Source organism: Hydrogenophaga sp. (genome assembly GCF_030158645.1).
In the GTDB taxonomy this organism is placed as follows: domain Bacteria; phylum Pseudomonadota; class Gammaproteobacteria; order Burkholderiales; family Burkholderiaceae_C; genus Hydrogenophaga.
In genome coordinates this window covers 1-16,576 of sequence record NZ_JAOASO010000125.1, presented here as the reverse complement: position 1 = coordinate 16,576, position 16,576 = coordinate 1, and the positions used below count along the sequence as shown (strand labels likewise).

Sequence of the window (16,576 nt, the reverse complement as noted above, 5' to 3'; positions counted from 1 at the left end):
CCGCCCGCTTGACCCCGCCAACGAGATCAGAGTTCGCCGTAGCTGTGCAAGCCCGACAGGAACATGTTCACGCCCAGGAAAGCAAAGGTCGTGACCGCCAGCCCCACCAGGGCCCACCAGGCCGCCACGGTGCCGCGCAGGCCCTTCATGAGGCGCATGTGCAGCCAGGCCGCGTAGTTCAGCCAGACGATCAGCGCCCAGGTTTCTTTCGGGTCCCAGCTCCAGTAACCGCCCCAGGCCTCGGCCGCCCACAGGGCACCCAGCACGGTGGCGATGGTGAAGAAGGCAAAGCCCACGGCGATGGCCTTGTACATCACGTCGTCCAGCACCTCGAAGCTGGGCAGGCGCTCGGCGATGCGTCTGCGCCCGAACATGATGGCCGCCACGATGAGTGCCGACACGCCGAAGTACACGAACCAGTAGCTGCCACCCTTCTCGGCCGCCGACTGGCGAAACACGATGGGCTCCAGGCACAGCACCAGGCCCAGAATCCACAGGGGCGCGAGCTTGTACCAGCGGGTTTCGTTGGCGCTTTGCTTGATGAGGTAGGCAAAGGCCAGCATGGCCGCGATGGCGAAGGTGCCGTATCCAATGAAGTTGGCGGGCACGTGCAGCTTCATCCACCAGCTCTGCAGCGCAGGCACCAGCGGCTGGATCTCATGCGCTTCGCGGATCACCGTGTACCAGAGCAGAAAGCCCACAGCCGCACTGACCACCAGCATCACGAACGCGCCCATGCGGCGGGTCTTGTACTGGTCTTCGTAGTACAGGTAGAAAGCCGCCGTCATCCAGCAGAACAGCACGAACACTTCGTACAGGTTGCTCACCGGAATGTGGCCGATGTCGGGACCGATCTGGTGGCTCTCGTACCAGCGCACCATGGTGCCGATGAGCGCCAGCGTCACAGCCACCCAAGCCAAGCGCGAACCCAGCAGTTCGAAGGTGTCGCCCGCACGGGTGAACATGCCGATCCAGTAAAACGCCGTGCTCATGAAGAACAGAACGCTCATCCACAAGATGGCCGACTGGCTGGAGATGAAATACTTCAGCATGAACACCTGGTCGGCGCGCGCCAGATCGGCGCCGCCCGCAGGCGTCTGATAGAGCCAGATCGCCAGCAGCGCAAACGCGGCCACGACCACCGACAAGGCACCCAGCGGACGCCAGAACCAGGCCAGCCAGATCAGGGAGGGCGCCGTGCCCACCAGGATGGCCTTCTCATACCCGTCCATGGCCGAGCCGTACAGCGCAAAGGCGATGGCCGTGCCAGCCAGCACCAGGGCGGCAAAGAGCCAGTCCCAGACATTGCGGCGCGCAAAGTAGCCCGGTTCCAGGCCTTGGCCTCCCCGGTCCTTTTTCAGTTCGATGGTCTGGTTCGCGGTGGCGGTATTCATGCTGGCACCTTCAACAACTGGGTCTTCAAAAGTTCAAATTCGCGGTCGGCTTCCATCGTCTTGCGGTTCGACGACAAGGCCATGGTGGCCGTGGACGACTGTTCGCCCGAGGGCGCGAGCCACACCCACAAACGGCGCTCGCGCACATACAGCATGGCAAACACGCCCACGATCAGGAACAGGCAGCCGAGATAGACGATGCTCTGGCCCGGCGCCCGCGCCACCTGGAACACGCTGGCCTGCACGTGCGTGAAGTCCTTGAGCTGGAAGGTCATGGGCGCGGGATAGAAGAACGTGTCGCTCAGGCTGATCACGGCCTGCGTCATGAACTGCTGCGTGGCGTCGTTGCGCTCCAGCGGCGCCAGACTGGCGCGCTCGCGGCTCACCTGCAACAACTCGAACAGCGTGCCGTTCAAGATGCGCACCAGCACCTCGCTGGCGCGTTCGCGCTCGGCCTGAGGCACGTTGTTTTCCAGAAACGTCGACACCGCTTGCAAACCGCCCTGCACAGGTGCTTTGCTGCTCGTGCCACTCGCCACCGGCGTGAGTTGCACTGAGGGTTCTGCGCCGGCGAACAACGCAAGTGCGCGCGTGGCCGAGGCCACCAGGGCTTCGGCCAGTTCCGGACGGCCGTCTTCCACCGCCGACACCGCGTAACGGCGCACCGCAAGCTCGCGCATCTGCGGATCGTCGAGCGCAGCGCGCAAACGCACAAAGCCGTCCATGCTGTCGTTCTCGTCCACCGGAATGCGCAGGTAGCGGAAGGGCTCGGACGGCGTTTCGCGCAGGCCCAGCAGGTACATGCGCGCACCTTCGATCTCCATGGGCAGCATGTAGTTGTGGTACTCCACCGCCTGGCCAGCCGCGTCGCGCAGCTTGTAGGTGATGCTCGGGCCCACGTTGCGCAGCGTTTTTTCGGTGACGGTCTTGTGGCCACTGCCCAGGCGGCTTTCGATCGAGCTGCGCAAGTCGACCTTGCGCACGTCCACACCACTGGCCGGGTTCACACCGGCGAAGTTTTCGACGTTGATCGTGCGCAGGCCGGTGTATTCCAGCACCAGCTTGTCGTCGCCGTTGCTCAACGCGCTGGAACTGCCGATGGTGCCTTCGATCTCGAACGGGCGCGTGGGCCGGTTCAGCGGCACGGCCTGCAGCTTCACGCGCGAGCCACCGTCGTCAAAGCTCGACTGGTAAATGTTGATGCCGCGGTGGCTCGCCGGATGGTTCACCTCCACGCGCGCTTCCTTCTTCTCGCCCGTCTCGAAGTCGGTGATCACGATGTCGCTGGCGAACAGCTTGGGCATGCCCGTTTCGTAATACTCGACGATGAACTTCTTGAGCTCGACCGAGAACGGCAGGTCTTGCAGCAGCACACCCGTGGGCTGGGCCAGGATCGCCGTGCTCGCGGTCGTGCCCTCGGTCACCAGCAGGTTGGCCCGGAAGGTCGGGTTGCTGGACGAGAGTCGGTGCTGCGCCGGCACGTCGGCGATCAGGCCGCCGCCCGTGAACGCGGACTTGCCGTTGAACCAGGTCTGGGCACGCACCATCAGGTCGCCATCCAGCAGCCCACCGATGCACACCAGCACGATGGCGCTGTGCGCCGCGATGTAGCCGAACTTGTTGGCCGCACCGGTTTTGGCCGCCACCATCCAGCCTTGGCCATGCGGCGTGTCGCGCGACTGCAGCTTGACCTTCCAGCCCGAGCCCAGCAGCGTCTGGCCGATGCGGTTGGCCGCGGCCTGCGGGGTTTCCACCAGCGTGCTCTCGGCGCGGTGCGGGAAGGCCTTGAGGCTTTGTTCGCGGATGTTTTCCTTGTAAACCTTGAAGTCGGCGAGGATCTTGGGCGTGTTGCGGGCGATGCACAGACTGGTGCTGACCACCAGAAACGCCAGAATCAGCAAGAACCACCAGGCGCTGTACACCGAGGTGAGGCGGGCGCTGGCAAAGACATCCGCCCAGAACGGTCCAAACTGGTTGACGTAGTTGTTGAACGGCTCGTGCTGTTTCAGCACCGTGCCGATCACCGAGGCGATGCAGATGACGGTGAGCAGCGAGATCGAGAACCGCATCGACGACAGCAATTCCACCGTCTCGCTGACGATGCGCGAGCGGGTGCGGGTGCGGATGTGCAGGCCTTGGGTGGAAACGGTCATGAAAAAAAGGAGAGAACGGTTCAACAAAAAGGGCGGCTCCGGTGATCCCGGAACGCGCCCTGTTGTGATGCTGTTTTTCGCTGGCGGTTCAACGCCGACAGGTCTTATTGCATTGTGCCGTCAAATATTAACGTTCGCTTATATCCCGGCCACGCTCCAAGGACAAGGCGGTTGCTCGGCTGGTCAGCGCAGACCGGCGATGTAGTCGGACACGGCCTTGATTTCGCGGTCGTTCATCTTGGCGGCCACGCCGGTCATCTGGATGTTGTTGGCGCGCGTGCCGTCGCGGAAATGCTTGAGCTGCGTTTCGGTGTACTCGGCGTGCTGGCCCGACAGACGCGGGTACTGCGACGGGATGCCCGCGCCGTTGGGACTGTGGCAGCCGGCGCAAGCGGCGATCTGGCGATCGGGAATGCCACCGCGGTAGATGCGTTCGCCCAACGTGACCAGGTCCTTGTCGGTGGACGCGCCGGGCGTGCCTTTCTGTGCCGCGAGCCAGTACCCGATGTTGCGCATGTCCTCGTCGGACAGGGCGGCCGAGAAGCCCGCCATGATGGCGTTGGCGCGCTTGCCCGACTTGAATTCCTGCAGCTGCTTGATGAGGTATTCGGGGTGCTGCTGCGCCAGCTTGGGGTTCACCGGCGTGGTGGAGTTGCCGTCGGCCGCGTGGCAAGCCACGCAGGCTTGGCCAAACAACGCCGCACCTTTGGCCAGATCGGGCTTGACCGACTGCGCCTGAACACTGAACGACAAGGCCGCAGCGGCGGCGGCGCAAAGGAAGGAAACAGGCAATTTCATGACGGGACGGGCGTCGCGGGCGACGTGTTCGGGTTGAAGAATTTCGCGATGTGTCTGATCACAGCCTTTCGATTTTACAATGCCCTCTCGGGAAAACCCCCCAATGACCCATAACCACACTCCAGCCAATACCCCTGCTTCTCCGTCTGCGGACGCCAAAAGCCCCCAAGCCCGGACACCCAACGCTGGAAAACCCACCGATCCGCAAAACCCCGACGTCAAGATCGCACACGGCTGGTTGCACACCGCGCGCTTCCTCACCACCGCCCCGCAGCTCGAACACCTGCCGCCCCTCACCGTGCCCGAAGTGGCGTTTGTCGGCCGCTCCAACGCCGGCAAATCGACCTGCATCAACACCCTCACGCAGCAAAAGCGCCTGGCTTTTGCGTCCAAGACACCGGGGCGCACACAAAGCATCAACCTGTTCTCGCTCGGCAAACAAGGCGTCACCGACGCCGTGCTGGCCGACCTGCCAGGCTACGGTTACGCCGCCGTGCCGCGCGAGGCCAAGCTGCGCTGGCAGCGCGTGATGGGCAACTACCTGCTCACGCGCGAAAACCTCAAAGGCGTGGTGCTGCTGATCGACCCGCGTCTGGGACTGACCGAGCTGGACGACATCCTGCTCGAAGTGATCCGTCCGCGCGTGCAGGAAGGCCTGAAGTTTCTGGTGTTGCTCACCAAGTCCGACAAGCTCAACCACGCCGAAGCGCAAAAGGCACTGTCGATTGCGCGACTGCAGTCGGGTGGCGGCGAGGCGAGACTCTTCTCGGCCTTGAAGAAAAAGGGCTTGGACGAAGTGGCCCAGATGCTCTGGCGCTGGACGCACGAAGACGGTCCCGCTGTGGCGGCGCCGGCCCCGGTCGAAGAACCCGAAGACGAGCCGCCCGCCCTCGATTGACCGTGCGCGGGCCCAAGGAGACAGCCCGCCATGATCGACACCTTTCAACAAACCCTGCCGCACGGCATCACCTTGAGCTGCCGCGCCGCCGGTGAACGCGGGCGGCCGGTGCTGCTGTTCCTGCACGGTTTCCCGGAAGCCGCGTTTGTGTGGGACGAGTTGCTCGCGCATTTCGCAAAGCCCGAACACGGCGGCTACCGCTGTGTGGCGCCCAACCTGCGCGGCTTTGAGAAGTCAAGCGCACCCGCCGAGGTGGCGGCCTACCGGGCCAAGCCGCTGGTGCAGGACCTCACCGCGTTGATCAAGGTCATCACCCAGGACAGCCCCACGCCAGGGCAGCTGGCCTGCCTGGTGGCGCACGACTGGGGCGGCGCACTGGCCTGGAGCGTGGCCGCGCAGCATCCGGCGGCCATGCGCCAGCTCGCCATCGTCAACGCGCCCCACCCCGCCACCTTCCAGCGCGAGCTCGCCCACTCGCCAACGCAGCAGGCGTCCAGCGCGTACATGAACTTCCTCGCACGCCCGGATGCGCCTGCGCTGCTCGCCGAGAACGATTTCGCGCGCCTGTGGCCTTTTTTCACCAACATGGCCGCCGACAGCGGGCCATTGGCCTGGCTCGACGAAGCCACGCGCGAGCGCTACCGGGCTGTGTGGCGCCAAGGTCTGCACGGCCCATGCGCTTATTACGCGGCCTCGCCGCTGCGCCCGCCCACCGCCAGCGATCCGGGTGCGGTGGCGGTGCAGTTGCCGCGCGAGCGCGTCGCGGTGAACGTGCCCACGCTGGTGGTGTGGGGGCTGGGCGATACCGCCTTGCCGGCGGCATTGCTGGACGGGCTGGACGACTGGGTGCCCGACCTGCGCATCGAGCGCGTGTCGGGAGCCACGCACTGGATCGTGCACGAGCAGCCACAGCAGGTGGCGGCGCTGATCGGCGATTTCCTGAAAGCCTGAGCGCTCGTTGTCAGAGACCGGCGTAGAACGAAGTTTCGCCCTCGGGCCGCGTCTTGAAGCGCTTGTGCACCCAGTAGTACTGCTCGGGTGTGGCGCGGATGAACGCCTCCAGATGCGTGTTCATCAGGGCCGTGTCGGCCTCCACATTGCCTGTGGGGTAGTGGGTCCAGGGCGGGTGCACCGTGACCTCGTAGCCCTCCTTCGTCAGCCGGCTCACCACCGGCACCACACGTGCCCGGGCCATGCGGGCAAACCGCGACAGCGACGTGATGGTGGCGGTCTGCACACCGAAGAAGGGCACAAAGACCGAGTCGCGCGTGCCGTAGTCCATGTCGGGCAGCAGGTACATGGGCAGCCCCTCTCGGAGTGCGGCCACCAGCGGTTTGAGACCCTGGCGCATGGCCACGATGTGGGGCTCGCCAAAACGTTGGCGGCCTTGCGACATCCAGCGGTCCACATCGGCGTTGAGTTGCTCGGCGTAGATGCCGCAGAAGCGCCGCTCCAGGTGCGCGGTCAGTGCGGTCCAGCCAGCGTCCATGCCCACGAAGTGCGGCGCAAACAGCACCGTCGGCTCGTTGCCGGCCAGCGCCTGCAGGTCGCCGGTGAGTCTGAGGCGGCGGCGGACCGTGGCATCGCTGGCCTCCCACAGCCAGCTGCGGTCCAGCCAGGCCTGGGCGAAATACACGAAATGCTGACGCACCGCGCGGTTGCGCTCGGCAGCCCCCTGCTCGGGGAAGCACAGACCCCAGTTGGTGAGCGCGATGCGCCGGCGACGCACCGCCACCAAGTGCAGCGCCTGGCCCAGCAGCCAGCCCAGCGCCCGCACCCAGGACAAAGGCAGGCGGGCCAGCAGTCGCATGAAGACCAGGCCCAGGCGGTTGGCGATGCCGCCAGGGGGCAGCTGATGCTCGGAAACGGGAACGGGCTGGGACATCAGCGGGCGGGCGGTGGGGTCTTGTAACGGTCGTACGACCAGAGATACTGGGTCGGGCATTCTCGCACCAGCGCCTCCATGGCCCGGTTGATCTGGCCGGCCGCGTGCACCGGGTCGCTGTCCAGTGGGCCGAACGGCCGAACGTGCACCCGGTAGCCCCGGCCCCAGCTCAGGCGTTCACCCCAGCTGATCAGCACTTGCGTGTTGTCCGCCCGGGCGAGCCGGGCGGACAGTGTCATGGTGTAGGCGTCGCGTCCGAAAAATGGCGCCCACACGCCCTGACCGTCGGGCGGCACCTGGTCGGGCAGCAGGCCCACGGCGTTGCCCGCCTTGAGCGCCTGGAGGAGTTGCTTCACGCCCGCCAGCGTGGTGGGTGCGGTGTGCAGACCCGGGCGCCGGCGGGCGAGCGCCACCAGATCACGCAGCGCGGCTTGTCGCGCCGGGCGGAACAGCACCGTCATGGGGTGCCGGGCGCCAAATCGCCGGGCGTAGGCTTGGGCGGTGATTTCAAAACAGCCCAGGTGCGGCGTGAGGAACAGCACGCCCGCACCACCCGCCTGCGCGGCTTCGATGTGCGCCGCACCGTCCCAGCCCACGTGCACCGGGCGGCCCAGCCAGAGGCGCGGCAATTCGGCCACCAGCTTGCCGGCTTCACCCACGGAACCGAGCGCCACCCGGGTGGAATACCCAGCTTGCTTCGCATGGGCCAGCAAGCGACGCCGGTAGCGACTGGAGAGCAGAAAGCTGGCCCAGCCCAGCACCCAGCCCAGCGCGTGCAGCGCGGGCAGGGGCAGCAGGCTGAAGGTGCGGAAAAGGAAGTGGATCAGCGGGGCCAAGGCGGTGGTGGATGACAGGACGGGACTGCGACCGTGGTCTAGAATCCGCCCATCGCCGAGTTACTGAACTAATTGCGGGGCGATTCACAAATTCCGCTAAAGCGTTCGCCGAACTCTGACAGACCGGCAACGCCGATCAACCATCTTGGAGTTTAACCATGGCGAACGACTTTCTTTTCACCTCCGAATCCGTCTCTGAAGGCCACCCCGACAAGGTCGCCGACCAGATCTCCGACGCGATCCTCGACGCGATTTTTGAGCAGGACCCGCGCAGCCGCGTGGCCGCGGAGACCCTGTGCAATACCGGTCTGGTGGTGCTGGCCGGCGAGATCACGACCAACGCGCATGTCGATTACATCCAGGTCGCGCGCGACACCCTCAAGCGCATCGGCTACGACAACACCGAGTACGGCATCGACTACAAGGGCTGCGCGGTGCTGGTGGCCTACGACAAGCAGAGCAACGACATCGCCCAGGGCGTGGACCATGCGTCCGACGACCACCTCAACATCGGCGCCGGCGACCAGGGCCTGATGTTCGGCTACGCCTGCGACGAAACGCCCGAGCTGATGCCAGCGCCGATCTACTACGCGCACCGCCTGGTGGAGCGCCAGGCGCAGCTGCGCAAAGACGGCCGCCTGCCGTTCCTGCGCCCTGACGCCAAGAGCCAGGTGACCATGCGCTACGTGGACGGCAAGCCGCACAGCATCGACACCGTGGTGCTCTCGACCCAGCACAGCCCAGACCAGAGCGAGACACCCACCAAGATGAAGGCCTCGTTCATCGAAGCCATCATTGAAGAGATCATCAAGCCGGTGCTGCCCAAGGAATGGCTCAAGGACACCAAGTACCTGATCAACCCGACCGGCCGTTTTGTCATCGGCGGCCCACAGGGCGACTGCGGTCTGACCGGTCGCAAGATCATCGTGGACACCTACGGTGGCGCCTGTCCGCACGGCGGTGGTGCGTTTTCCGGCAAAGACCCGTCCAAGGTCGACCGTTCGGCGGCGTACGCGGCGCGTTACGTGGCCAAGAACATCGTGGCCGCCGGCCTGGCCAAGCAGTGCCAGATTCAGGTGGCATACGCGATTGGCGTGGCGCGCCCGATGAACGTGACGGTTTACACGGAAGGCACGGGCGTGATTCCCGACGAGCAGATCGCTGCGCTCGTGAATGAACACTTTGACCTGCGTCCCAAGGGCATCATCCAGATGCTGGACCTGCTGCGCCCGATCTACACCAAGACCGCCGCCTACGGTCACTTTGGCCGCGAAGAGCCCGAATTCTTCTGGGAGCGCACCGACCGCGCCGCCGCCCTCAAAAAGGCTGCCGGCCTGTAAGCGTTCACTTACAACATACGAAGACCAGCCCCGGTGCACCAGCCCCGGGGCTTTTTTTCGCCAGAAATGCCCCCGATTCACCCCGCATTCCGGTGGTCGGAGGCGGCTGAATTTTTGCGGCCAGCGTCCGATAAGGAAGTACGAGCAATGCCTTGCCCCGATCCGAACCGACCAGGAGCCTTCCCCCATGGACACCTCTGCACCGACCACTGAGCAGCAGCTGGCACCCATCACCGACGAACTGCTGGCCGCCCTGAGCGCCGCCCGCGCCCTGTACGACAACGCGCCCTGCGGCCTGCTGGCGCTGGACGCCGAGCTGCGCTGCGTGAACATCAACCAGACCTTGCTCGACTGGCTGGGCATGGAGCGGGAGGACGTGATCGTTTTCAAGACGCTCGAAGACCTGGCCTCGACCGACTGCCGCGTCCAGGCGTCCACCCACGTGGAACAGCTGCTGATCAGTGGGCGCACCGAACCCCTCACGCTGTCCTTGTGCCGCTCCAACGGTGACTTTCTGAAGGCGCGGCTCACGTCCAGCGCCGTCTACGACGCCGAAGGCCAGTTCCTGCACACGAGCACCCTGGTGACCGACCTGGGCAATGTGCCGGCCAGCCACACCGCCGATGCGCCGCAAGATGCCATCCTGCGCAGCATCACCAACCGCATCCCGGCCCGGCTGGCTTACTACGACAAGAACCTGATCTGTCGTTTTGCCAACGCTGCGCACGCCCAACGCTACGCCAAGGAGCCCGAGGACATGGTGGGCTCGCACCTCAGCGAGGTGGTTCGCCCGGAGGTCTTGCCCGAGATCATGCCGCGCGTGCTCGCCACGCTGGGTGGACAGCCGCAGAACTTCGAAGCCGAACGCACGGCTGCCGATGGCGGGCGCAACTACTTCGAGATCCACTACCTGCCCGACGTCCAGAACGGCGAGATCGAAGGGATGTTCATCGAGCTGCACGACATCACCGAGCGCCGCCGCACCGAGGAGTTTGTGTTGCACGCCAACCAAGACCTGGAAGACCGGGTGCGCGAGCGTTCGCAGGAGCTGTTTGCCAGCGAGCAGCGCTACCGCCTGATGGTCGATGCCATCCAGGACTACTGCATTTACTTTGTCGACGAGACCGGCGCGGTGACCGACTGGACCGAGAGCGCCCAACGGCTGCACGGCCACGGGCGCGCACAAATCGTCGGGCAGCCCTACGAAGTCCTGCTGTGCACCGACAACGCGGGCGAAGACGAGGTCGATGCCGGTCAGGCGCTGCGCCTGGCCAAGGAGCATGGCCAGTGGGAGTCGCGCGGCTGGCGCCTGCGCGAGGACGGCTCACGCTTCTGGGCGCACACCGTGCTGACCGCGTTGCGCAACGAAGCGGGCGAGCTGCAGGGCCTCTCCAGCATCACGCGCGACATGACCGCGGCGAAGTGCCTGGAGGACGTGATGAACGACCTCAACCGCGAACTGGAAAAACGCGTGGCAGAACGCACGCAGCAACTGGTGGCGGCCAACAAGGACCTGGACGTCTTTTCCCACATGGTCTCGCATGACCTGCGCGCGCCGCTGCGCCACATTGCCAGCTTTGTGAGCCTGCTGCAGGAGCAGACCGGCGACTCCACCGACAACCTCGCCCGCCAGTACCAGACGTCGATCGCAAAGTCGGCCAAACGCATGAGCCTCATGATCGAAGGCCTGCTGGAATACGCGCGACTGGGCCGCGTGTCGGTCGACAACCAGCCGGTGCCGCTGACGCCGCTGCTGCACGGTGTCGTGGCGCACTTGAAACAGGAGCACCCGAAGCGCTCCATCGACTGGTCCATCGACCCGGATCTGCCCGTGGTGCGCGGCGACGCCATGCTGCTGGCCCAAGCTTGGGGAAACCTGCTCGACAACGCCGTGAAGTACACCGCCAAATGTGCCGACGCCACGATCAAGATCGGCTGGAAGGTCAACCCGCTGGGCGGACGCACCTTCTTCGTGAGCGACAACGGCGCCGGCTTCGATCTGGAGAAAGCGCACAACCTGTTCGTCATGTTCCAGCGCCAGCACCATTCGATGGACTTCGAAGGCACTGGCACCGGACTGGCCCTGGCACAGCGCATCATCGAGCGCCACGGCGGTCGCCTCTGGGCCGAAACCGCGGTGGGCGCGGGTTGCACGTTCTATTTCACGCTGCCGCTGGACAACCTGGACCCGGAACTGGCATTTCCAGAATCCTCCATGGCCGAGCTCACGGCCTGAAGCGCATCCCCGCGGCGGGCGACAGCGCGCGCCGATAATTCGCGGGTGCACACCTCCACCCTCTTCTCCCTCACAGGCCGCGTGGCCCTCGTCACCGGCGCCAGCCGCGGACTCGGGCTGGCAATGGCCAGCGCACTCGCAGCGCACGGCGCCCAGGTCTGGCTCAACGGACGCGACGCGGACAGCCTGGCCAGCGCTGTCGATCAGAGCCATGCTGCCGGGCAAGCCACCGGCGGACGGGCGCATGCCCTGCCCTTTGACGTGACCGACGAGAAGGGCGCCAGCGCTGCGGTGGCCCGCGTGCTGGCCGAATGCGGGCGGCTGGACATCCTGATCAACAACGTGGGCCAACGCCGACGGCAGCCCCTGGACGAGCTGCCCGCCCAGGCCTTGCGGGCGCTGCTGGAATCCAACCTGGTGTCGGCCTGGCACCTGTGCCGGGAAGCGGCGGTCCCCATGCGCGCGCAGAGACACGGCCGCATCATCAACGTGACTTCCATTGCCGGGCCGATCGCGCGCGCCGGCGACGCGGCCTACACCACCAGCAAGGGTGCGCTGGCGGCGCTTACCCGCGCGCTGGCGGCCGAACTCGGCCCGCAAGGCATCAACGTCAACGCCATCGCGCCCGGCTTCTTCGCCACCGAAGCCAACAGCGCCATGGTGGACGATCAGTCAACGCAGGCCTGGCTGCACCAGCGCACTTCGCTGGGCCGCTGGGGCCAACCGGACGAGATCGCAGGGGCCGCCGTGTTCCTGGCCTCGCCTGCGTCAAGCTATGTCACGGGCCAGACGCTGGTGGTGGATGGTGGTTACCTGAGCCACTTCTGAAGCGGGACGGACGACTCAAGCCTTCTGCGGCAGGTGCAGCACCACCTTGCGCGGATCGTCGGCAAGCCGGTCCAGCGCGTGGTTCAGGCGCTCCAACAGACGGCCCGCGTCCAGCGACCCGTCGGCCTCGTCGGGCAGTGCTGCCGAGACCAGGCGAAAGCGCAGCGTCAGGTCGGACGGCAGCAAAGGCACCCGCTCCAGGCCTTTGGCCACGATGTGCTGGCCCAGCAACCGGAGGTCTTCCGGCCCTTCGACCAGCACCGCGAACCGCGTCTCGGCGGTGCGGCAGACCGTGTCCACATCGCGCACCACGGCCGACAGGCGCGACGCGGCCACCACCAGCGCACGGTCCCCGGCCTCGCGCCCCTCCCGGTCCAGGATGGCAGCGTGGTTGGAGAGCTCCACCAGCACCAGACCGCACCGGTGGTCGTAACGCCGGGCACGGCGCAACGCATCGCGCAGCCGCAGATGCAGCACCGGCGCGATGGTCAGGCCGGTCAGCGGGTCGGTGCTCTCGATCGCGCGCGACCGCGCGCGGTTCTCGTTGAAGTCCTTGGCGCGGCGGTGCAGGATGTAGAGCAGCAGCGGAATCTCGATCGCCGAGCCGATCAACACGGCGTATTGCGTGGCCCAGCTGTCCGGCAAGAGGCCGGCGCTGCGCAACGCCGGGAAGGGGTAAGCCAGGTGCACCGGCAGGAATCCCAGCGCCATCCAGCCCGCGTAGGTCTCGCCGCGGCGCCAGGTCCAGATGCACAGGCTGAAACTCAGCAACACCGACAGCAAGCCGTAAAGATTGAGCAGGATGAAGGCCGGCCGATTCAGCAGCAACAGGTAGAGCACCGGGAACAGCAGACCGAACACCGACCAAGCGAGCACGAGGCGGTCGACCCCGCGGTGGTGGCGCGAGACCATGCAGACTTCGCGCACAAACCAGATGCCCGAGGCGGTCAGCCAGAGCATGAACACCGGCGGCGCGGCATCGTTCCAGGCGGCATGGTCGGGCCAGAAAAACAGGCCACCAACACCCGTGAAAGCGGCCTGAAAACCCAGCATGCAGGCCACGTAGCAGCAATAAGCGATGAAAGCACGGTCGGCGTAAAGGCGCGCGTGCACCCAGCCGATGAACAGCACCAGCAGCCCGAAACCCAGATACCCACCCACCATCAGGAAGGTCCACTGCCGCGTTTCCTGCAGTTGTCGCTCATCGAGCACGATCAGGCGCGGGCTCACCGGGGCGGGCTGGTTTTCCAGGCGAAGCCACACCGGTCCGGCAGCCTGAGAGTCCAGCACAAACACCGGCGTCTGGTCCGGGTGCGCCCATTGCGACACCGGCAGGTGGTCGCCGGCCTGCTGGGACGTCCATGCACCCGAAGGACCCGCGGTGTACAGCGTGGCGCGGTTGGTGAAGGCTGCCGCGCTCAGCGTCAGGTACCAACGGCGCGCGGCATCGCGCTCGGGCAGTTCCAGGCGCAACCACAGAACGCCGCCGTCCAGCCGGAAGCTGCGGTACCGCTCCATGGCTGCGAAGTCCTCGACCGGGCGGCGGGCCACCTCGTCGATGTCCAGGCTGCCCGACGGGTCGATCCAATGGCGCGCCTGCAGGGTGATGTCGATCTCGCCCGGGGCGGCGCGTGCAAAGTCCGGCCACAGGGCCAACCCGAGACCAAGCAGCAGCGCGGCCAGCGCCGCCAGGCGACGCCACAGGAAATCCAGGCCAGTGGCCGGATCAGGTGCGTGAATGTAACGATCCATGTCAGGATCGTAAGGGTTCAAACTGTCAGTTTCCTTGTGCCCGTGTTCGGAGAGCCCCTTCGCTCACCTCACCCCTCATTGACGCACCCCCACCATGTCTGTGTACCGCGCTCTCATCTGGTTGAAGTCGCCCGACAACCGACTCTGGGTCAAGCCCGCCCTGGGCAGCGTGGTGGCGGTGCTGATCGCGATGGCTGCCGCTGTGGGCAACCGCCTCATCCCGACTGGCCTGCTGCCCGACATCGATCGCAGCACGCTGGACAACCTGCTCGGTGTCATTGCGTCGAGCATGCTGGGCGTGGCCACGTTCTCGCTGTCGATCATGGTGGCGGCATTCTCGTCGGCGGCCGCGGGTGCATCGCCGCGCGCCATCCAGTTGGTGGCCGGTGACACGGACACGCAGAACGCCATCACCACCTTCATCTCGGCCTTCATCTACGCCATCATCGCCAACACCGCCCTGGGGCTGGGCCTGTACGGCGGCACAGGCCGCTTCATTCTGTTCGTCTGCACCATGGGTGTGCTGCTCTACCTGATCGTGACGCTGATACGCTGGGTGAAAACGCTCTCGGTGCTGGGCCGCATGGAGAACACCCTGGCCAAACTCGAGACGGCTGCCGCAGATGCCATGCGCGCGCATCGGCGATCGCCCGGCATGGGCGCGCTGGTCGCACACACGCTGCCAGCGACCGGCGTGCCTCTTCGCGCCGACAAACTGGGCTACCTCCGCCACATCGACATGCAGGCCTTGCAGGACCATGCGGTGGCAGCCTCCGTGCGGCTGCACCTTCGGGTGTGCCCAGGTCAGCTGGCCCACCCCGGCACCACGCTGCTCGTTGTCAAAGACCCCGCCGCCGACGCCAGCCGATTCGACGCCGAGGGCCTGCGCGGTGCATTCGTGCTCGGCGATGCGCGCAGTTTCGACCAGGACCCGCGCTTTGGCCTGATCGTGCTGAGCGAAGTGGCGCAGCGCGCGCTGTCACCCGCCGTCAACGACCCGGGCACGGCCATCGCAGCCATGAACACCATCACCCGGGTGCTGGTCGATGACGGCAAGCACCCGCAAGCCGAGTCGCTCCGCTTTGATCGCCTCACACAGATACCGCTGAACCCGGCCGATTTCATTCACCAGGCCTTCGACCCGATCGCCCGGGACGGTGCCGGCGTGCCCGAAGTCCAGATGCGGATGCAAAAACTGCTGTCGATCATCGCGAAGGGATGCGACCGCGCTGTGGCGATGGCGGCGCACGAACAAGCCGGTATCAGCATGCAGCGCGCCCTTCAAGCCCTGGTGCTGGATCGCGACAAAGCGCAATTGCGCGAGGTGCACGCCGAGCTGTTCTCAAACGCCGCTTCCACGGCTTGATGCCCACTGCCCGGCGGCCAGGGGAGGCCGCCGGGCACGGCGCGCGGGAGAAAAACACAGCCCGGCCTTGTAAAGGCCTCTCGCCGCCCTTATCATTAGCACTCGCTGGGGTTGAGTGCTAACAAGCCCACCCCAAGTGATCGGCGACACCGCCGACCTGAATCCTTTCCTTATCTGTTCCAACTCCAGGAGATGCAATGAACCTTCGTCCTCTCGGCGATCGCGTGATCGTCAAGCGCATTGACAGCGAAACCAAAACCGCTTCCGGCATCGTCATCCCCGACGCCGCCGCCGAGAAGCCCGACCAGGGCGAGATCCTGGCGGTCGGTCCTGGCAAGAAAAACGACAAAGGCGAGTTGTCCGCCATGAACGTCAAGGTCGGTGACCGCGTTCTGTTCGGCAAGTACAGCGGCCAGACCGTCAAGGTCGACGGCAACGAACTGCTGGTGATGAAAGAAGACGACCTGTTTGCGGTTGTTGAGAAGTAATTCTTCTTTTTTCGTTCCTTTTAACTGAATTCCGGAGAAATCAACATGGCAGCAAAAGACGTCATTTTCGGCGGCGAAGCCCGCGCACGCATGGTCGAGGGTGTGAACATCCTGGCCAACGCCGTCAAAGTCACCCTGGGCCCGAAAGGCCGCAACGTGGTGCTCGAGCGCTCGTTCGGCGCCCCCACCGTGACCAAGGACGGTGTGTCCGTGGCCAAGGAAATCGAACTGAAGGACAAGCTTCAGAACATGGGCGCCCAGATGGTCAAGGAAGTCGCTTCCAAGACCTCGGACAACGCCGGTGACGGCACCACCACCGCGACCGTGCTGGCCCAGGCCATCGTGCGCGAAGGCATGAAGTACGTGGCCGCCGGCATGAACCCGATGGACCTCAAGCGCGGCATCGACAAGGCGGTGGAAGCCCTGATCGCCGAGCTGAAGAAGGCCTCCAAGGCCACCACCACCAGCAAGGAAATCGCCCAGGTCGGCTCGATCTCTGCCAACAGCGATTCCAGCATCGGCGACATCATCGCCAATGCCATGGACAAAGTGGGCAAAGAAGGCGTGATCACCGTGGAAGACGGCAAATCGCTGCAGAACGA

The 16,576-nt window shown here is 65.5% G+C and carries 14 protein-coding genes; 8 read left to right on the top strand and 6 right to left on the bottom strand.

Features of this window, described 5'->3' with window-relative positions; translation table 11 throughout:
* Positions 1 to 26: 26 nt before the first annotated feature.
* The 3 genes from ccsB to Q1W68_RS13340 form a co-directional block, all read right to left on the bottom strand.
* A complete protein-coding gene (gene ccsB, locus Q1W68_RS13350; protein WP_300716934.1) occupies positions 27 to 1,394 on the bottom strand; it encodes a c-type cytochrome biogenesis protein CcsB in 1,368 nt (455 codons plus the stop codon).
* A complete protein-coding gene (locus Q1W68_RS13345) occupies positions 1,391 to 3,547 on the bottom strand; it encodes a cytochrome c biogenesis protein ResB (protein WP_300716933.1) in 2,157 nt (718 codons plus the stop codon). The genes ccsB and Q1W68_RS13345 overlap by 4 nt, the downstream gene beginning before the upstream one ends.
* A 183-nt stretch (positions 3,548 to 3,730) precedes the next feature.
* Entirely contained in the window at positions 3,731 to 4,345 is a 615-nt protein-coding gene (locus tag Q1W68_RS13340) for a c-type cytochrome (RefSeq protein WP_300649454.1), read from the bottom strand.
* A 103-nt stretch (positions 4,346 to 4,448) separates the two neighbouring features.
* Here Q1W68_RS13340 and yihA point away from each other — a divergent pair, with 103 nt between their 5' ends.
* Both yihA and Q1W68_RS13330 read left to right on the top strand, forming a co-directional pair.
* Entirely contained in the window at positions 4,449 to 5,243 is a 795-nt protein-coding gene (yihA, locus tag Q1W68_RS13335) for a ribosome biogenesis GTP-binding protein YihA/YsxC (RefSeq protein WP_300649455.1), read from the top strand.
* Positions 5,244 to 5,273: 30 nt separating this feature from the next.
* Positions 5,274 to 6,194, top strand: a complete 921-nt coding sequence (locus Q1W68_RS13330) for an alpha/beta fold hydrolase (RefSeq protein WP_300649457.1) — start codon at positions 5,274 to 5,276, stop codon at positions 6,192 to 6,194.
* Between the two features lie 10 nt (positions 6,195 to 6,204).
* Here Q1W68_RS13330 and Q1W68_RS13325 read toward each other — a convergent pair whose 3' ends face one another.
* Both Q1W68_RS13325 and Q1W68_RS13320 read right to left on the bottom strand, forming a co-directional pair.
* Complete coding sequence (locus Q1W68_RS13325) at positions 6,205 to 7,128, bottom strand: lipid A biosynthesis acyltransferase (RefSeq protein WP_300649459.1); 924 nt, start codon at positions 7,126 to 7,128, stop codon at positions 6,205 to 6,207.
* Positions 7,128 to 7,952, bottom strand: a complete 825-nt coding sequence (locus Q1W68_RS13320) for a lysophospholipid acyltransferase family protein (protein ID WP_300649461.1) — start codon at positions 7,950 to 7,952, stop codon at positions 7,128 to 7,130. Before Q1W68_RS13320 ends, Q1W68_RS13325 begins: the two co-directional genes overlap by 1 nt.
* 170 nt (positions 7,953 to 8,122) lie before the next feature.
* On the opposite strand from Q1W68_RS13320, the gene metK reads away from it, so the two are divergent.
* The 3 genes from metK (at position 8,123) to Q1W68_RS13305 (ending at position 12,368) form a co-directional block, all read left to right on the top strand.
* Positions 8,123 to 9,304, top strand: a complete 1,182-nt coding sequence (gene metK, locus Q1W68_RS13315) for a methionine adenosyltransferase (RefSeq protein ID WP_300716932.1) — start codon at positions 8,123 to 8,125, stop codon at positions 9,302 to 9,304.
* A gap of 187 nt (positions 9,305 to 9,491) precedes the next feature.
* Entirely contained in the window at positions 9,492 to 11,540 is a 2,049-nt protein-coding gene (locus tag Q1W68_RS13310) for a PAS domain S-box protein (RefSeq protein WP_300649402.1), read from the top strand.
* A 45-nt stretch (positions 11,541 to 11,585) separates the two neighbouring features.
* Positions 11,586 to 12,368: an SDR family oxidoreductase gene (locus tag Q1W68_RS13305; protein ID WP_300649400.1), complete on the top strand. Its 783-nt coding sequence runs from the start codon at positions 11,586 to 11,588 to the stop codon at positions 12,366 to 12,368.
* 15 nt (positions 12,369 to 12,383) lie between these two features.
* On the opposite strand, the gene Q1W68_RS13300 is transcribed toward Q1W68_RS13305, so the two are convergent.
* Positions 12,384 to 14,120, bottom strand: a complete 1,737-nt coding sequence (locus Q1W68_RS13300; protein ID WP_300660636.1) for a 7TM diverse intracellular signaling domain-containing protein — start codon at positions 14,118 to 14,120, stop codon at positions 12,384 to 12,386.
* A 94-nt stretch (positions 14,121 to 14,214) separates the two neighbouring features.
* On the opposite strand from Q1W68_RS13300, the gene Q1W68_RS13295 reads away from it, so the two are divergent.
* The 3 genes from Q1W68_RS13295 to Q1W68_RS13285 form a co-directional block, all read left to right on the top strand.
* The gene (locus tag Q1W68_RS13295; protein WP_300654153.1) at positions 14,215 to 15,486 is read left to right on the top strand and encodes a DUF2254 family protein; all 1,272 of its coding nucleotides are present in this window, start codon (positions 14,215 to 14,217) and stop codon (positions 15,484 to 15,486) included.
* A gap of 197 nt (positions 15,487 to 15,683) precedes the next feature.
* On the top strand, positions 15,684 to 15,974 hold the full coding sequence (gene groES, locus Q1W68_RS13290) for a co-chaperone GroES (RefSeq protein WP_300660639.1): 291 nt from the start codon (positions 15,684 to 15,686) through the stop codon (positions 15,972 to 15,974).
* A 45-nt stretch (positions 15,975 to 16,019) separates the two neighbouring features.
* Positions 16,020 to 16,576 (top strand): TCP-1/cpn60 chaperonin family protein (locus Q1W68_RS13285; protein ID WP_300716931.1); only part of this gene is annotated, 557 nt, incomplete at its 3' end.

Bases quoted from the DNA above. Each gene is read 5' to 3' on its own strand.
- yihA (WP_300649455.1), top strand. From the start codon at position 4,449: ATGACCCATAACCACACTCCAGCCAATACCCCTGCTTCTCCGTCTGCG.
- groES (WP_300660639.1), top strand. From the start codon at position 15,684: ATGAACCTTCGTCCTCTCGGCGATCGCGTGATCGTCAAGCGCATTGAC.
- Q1W68_RS13310 (WP_300649402.1), top strand. From the start codon at position 9,492: ATGGACACCTCTGCACCGACCACTGAGCAGCAGCTGGCACCCATCACC.
- Q1W68_RS13325 (WP_300649459.1), bottom strand. From the start codon at position 7,128: ATGTCCCAGCCCGTTCCCGTTTCCGAGCATCAGCTGCCCCCTGGCGGC.
- Q1W68_RS13300 (WP_300660636.1), bottom strand. From the start codon at position 14,120: ATGGATCGTTACATTCACGCACCTGATCCGGCCACTGGCCTGGATTTC.
- ccsB (WP_300716934.1), bottom strand. From the start codon at position 1,394: ATGAATACCGCCACCGCGAACCAGACCATCGAACTGAAAAAGGACCGG.
- Q1W68_RS13295 (WP_300654153.1), top strand. From the start codon at position 14,215: ATGTCTGTGTACCGCGCTCTCATCTGGTTGAAGTCGCCCGACAACCGA.
- Q1W68_RS13330 (WP_300649457.1), top strand. From the start codon at position 5,274: ATGATCGACACCTTTCAACAAACCCTGCCGCACGGCATCACCTTGAGC.
- Q1W68_RS13340 (WP_300649454.1), bottom strand. From the start codon at position 4,345: ATGAAATTGCCTGTTTCCTTCCTTTGCGCCGCCGCCGCTGCGGCCTTG.
- Q1W68_RS13345 (WP_300716933.1), bottom strand. From the start codon at position 3,547: ATGACCGTTTCCACCCAAGGCCTGCACATCCGCACCCGCACCCGCTCG.
- metK (WP_300716932.1), top strand. From the start codon at position 8,123: ATGGCGAACGACTTTCTTTTCACCTCCGAATCCGTCTCTGAAGGCCAC.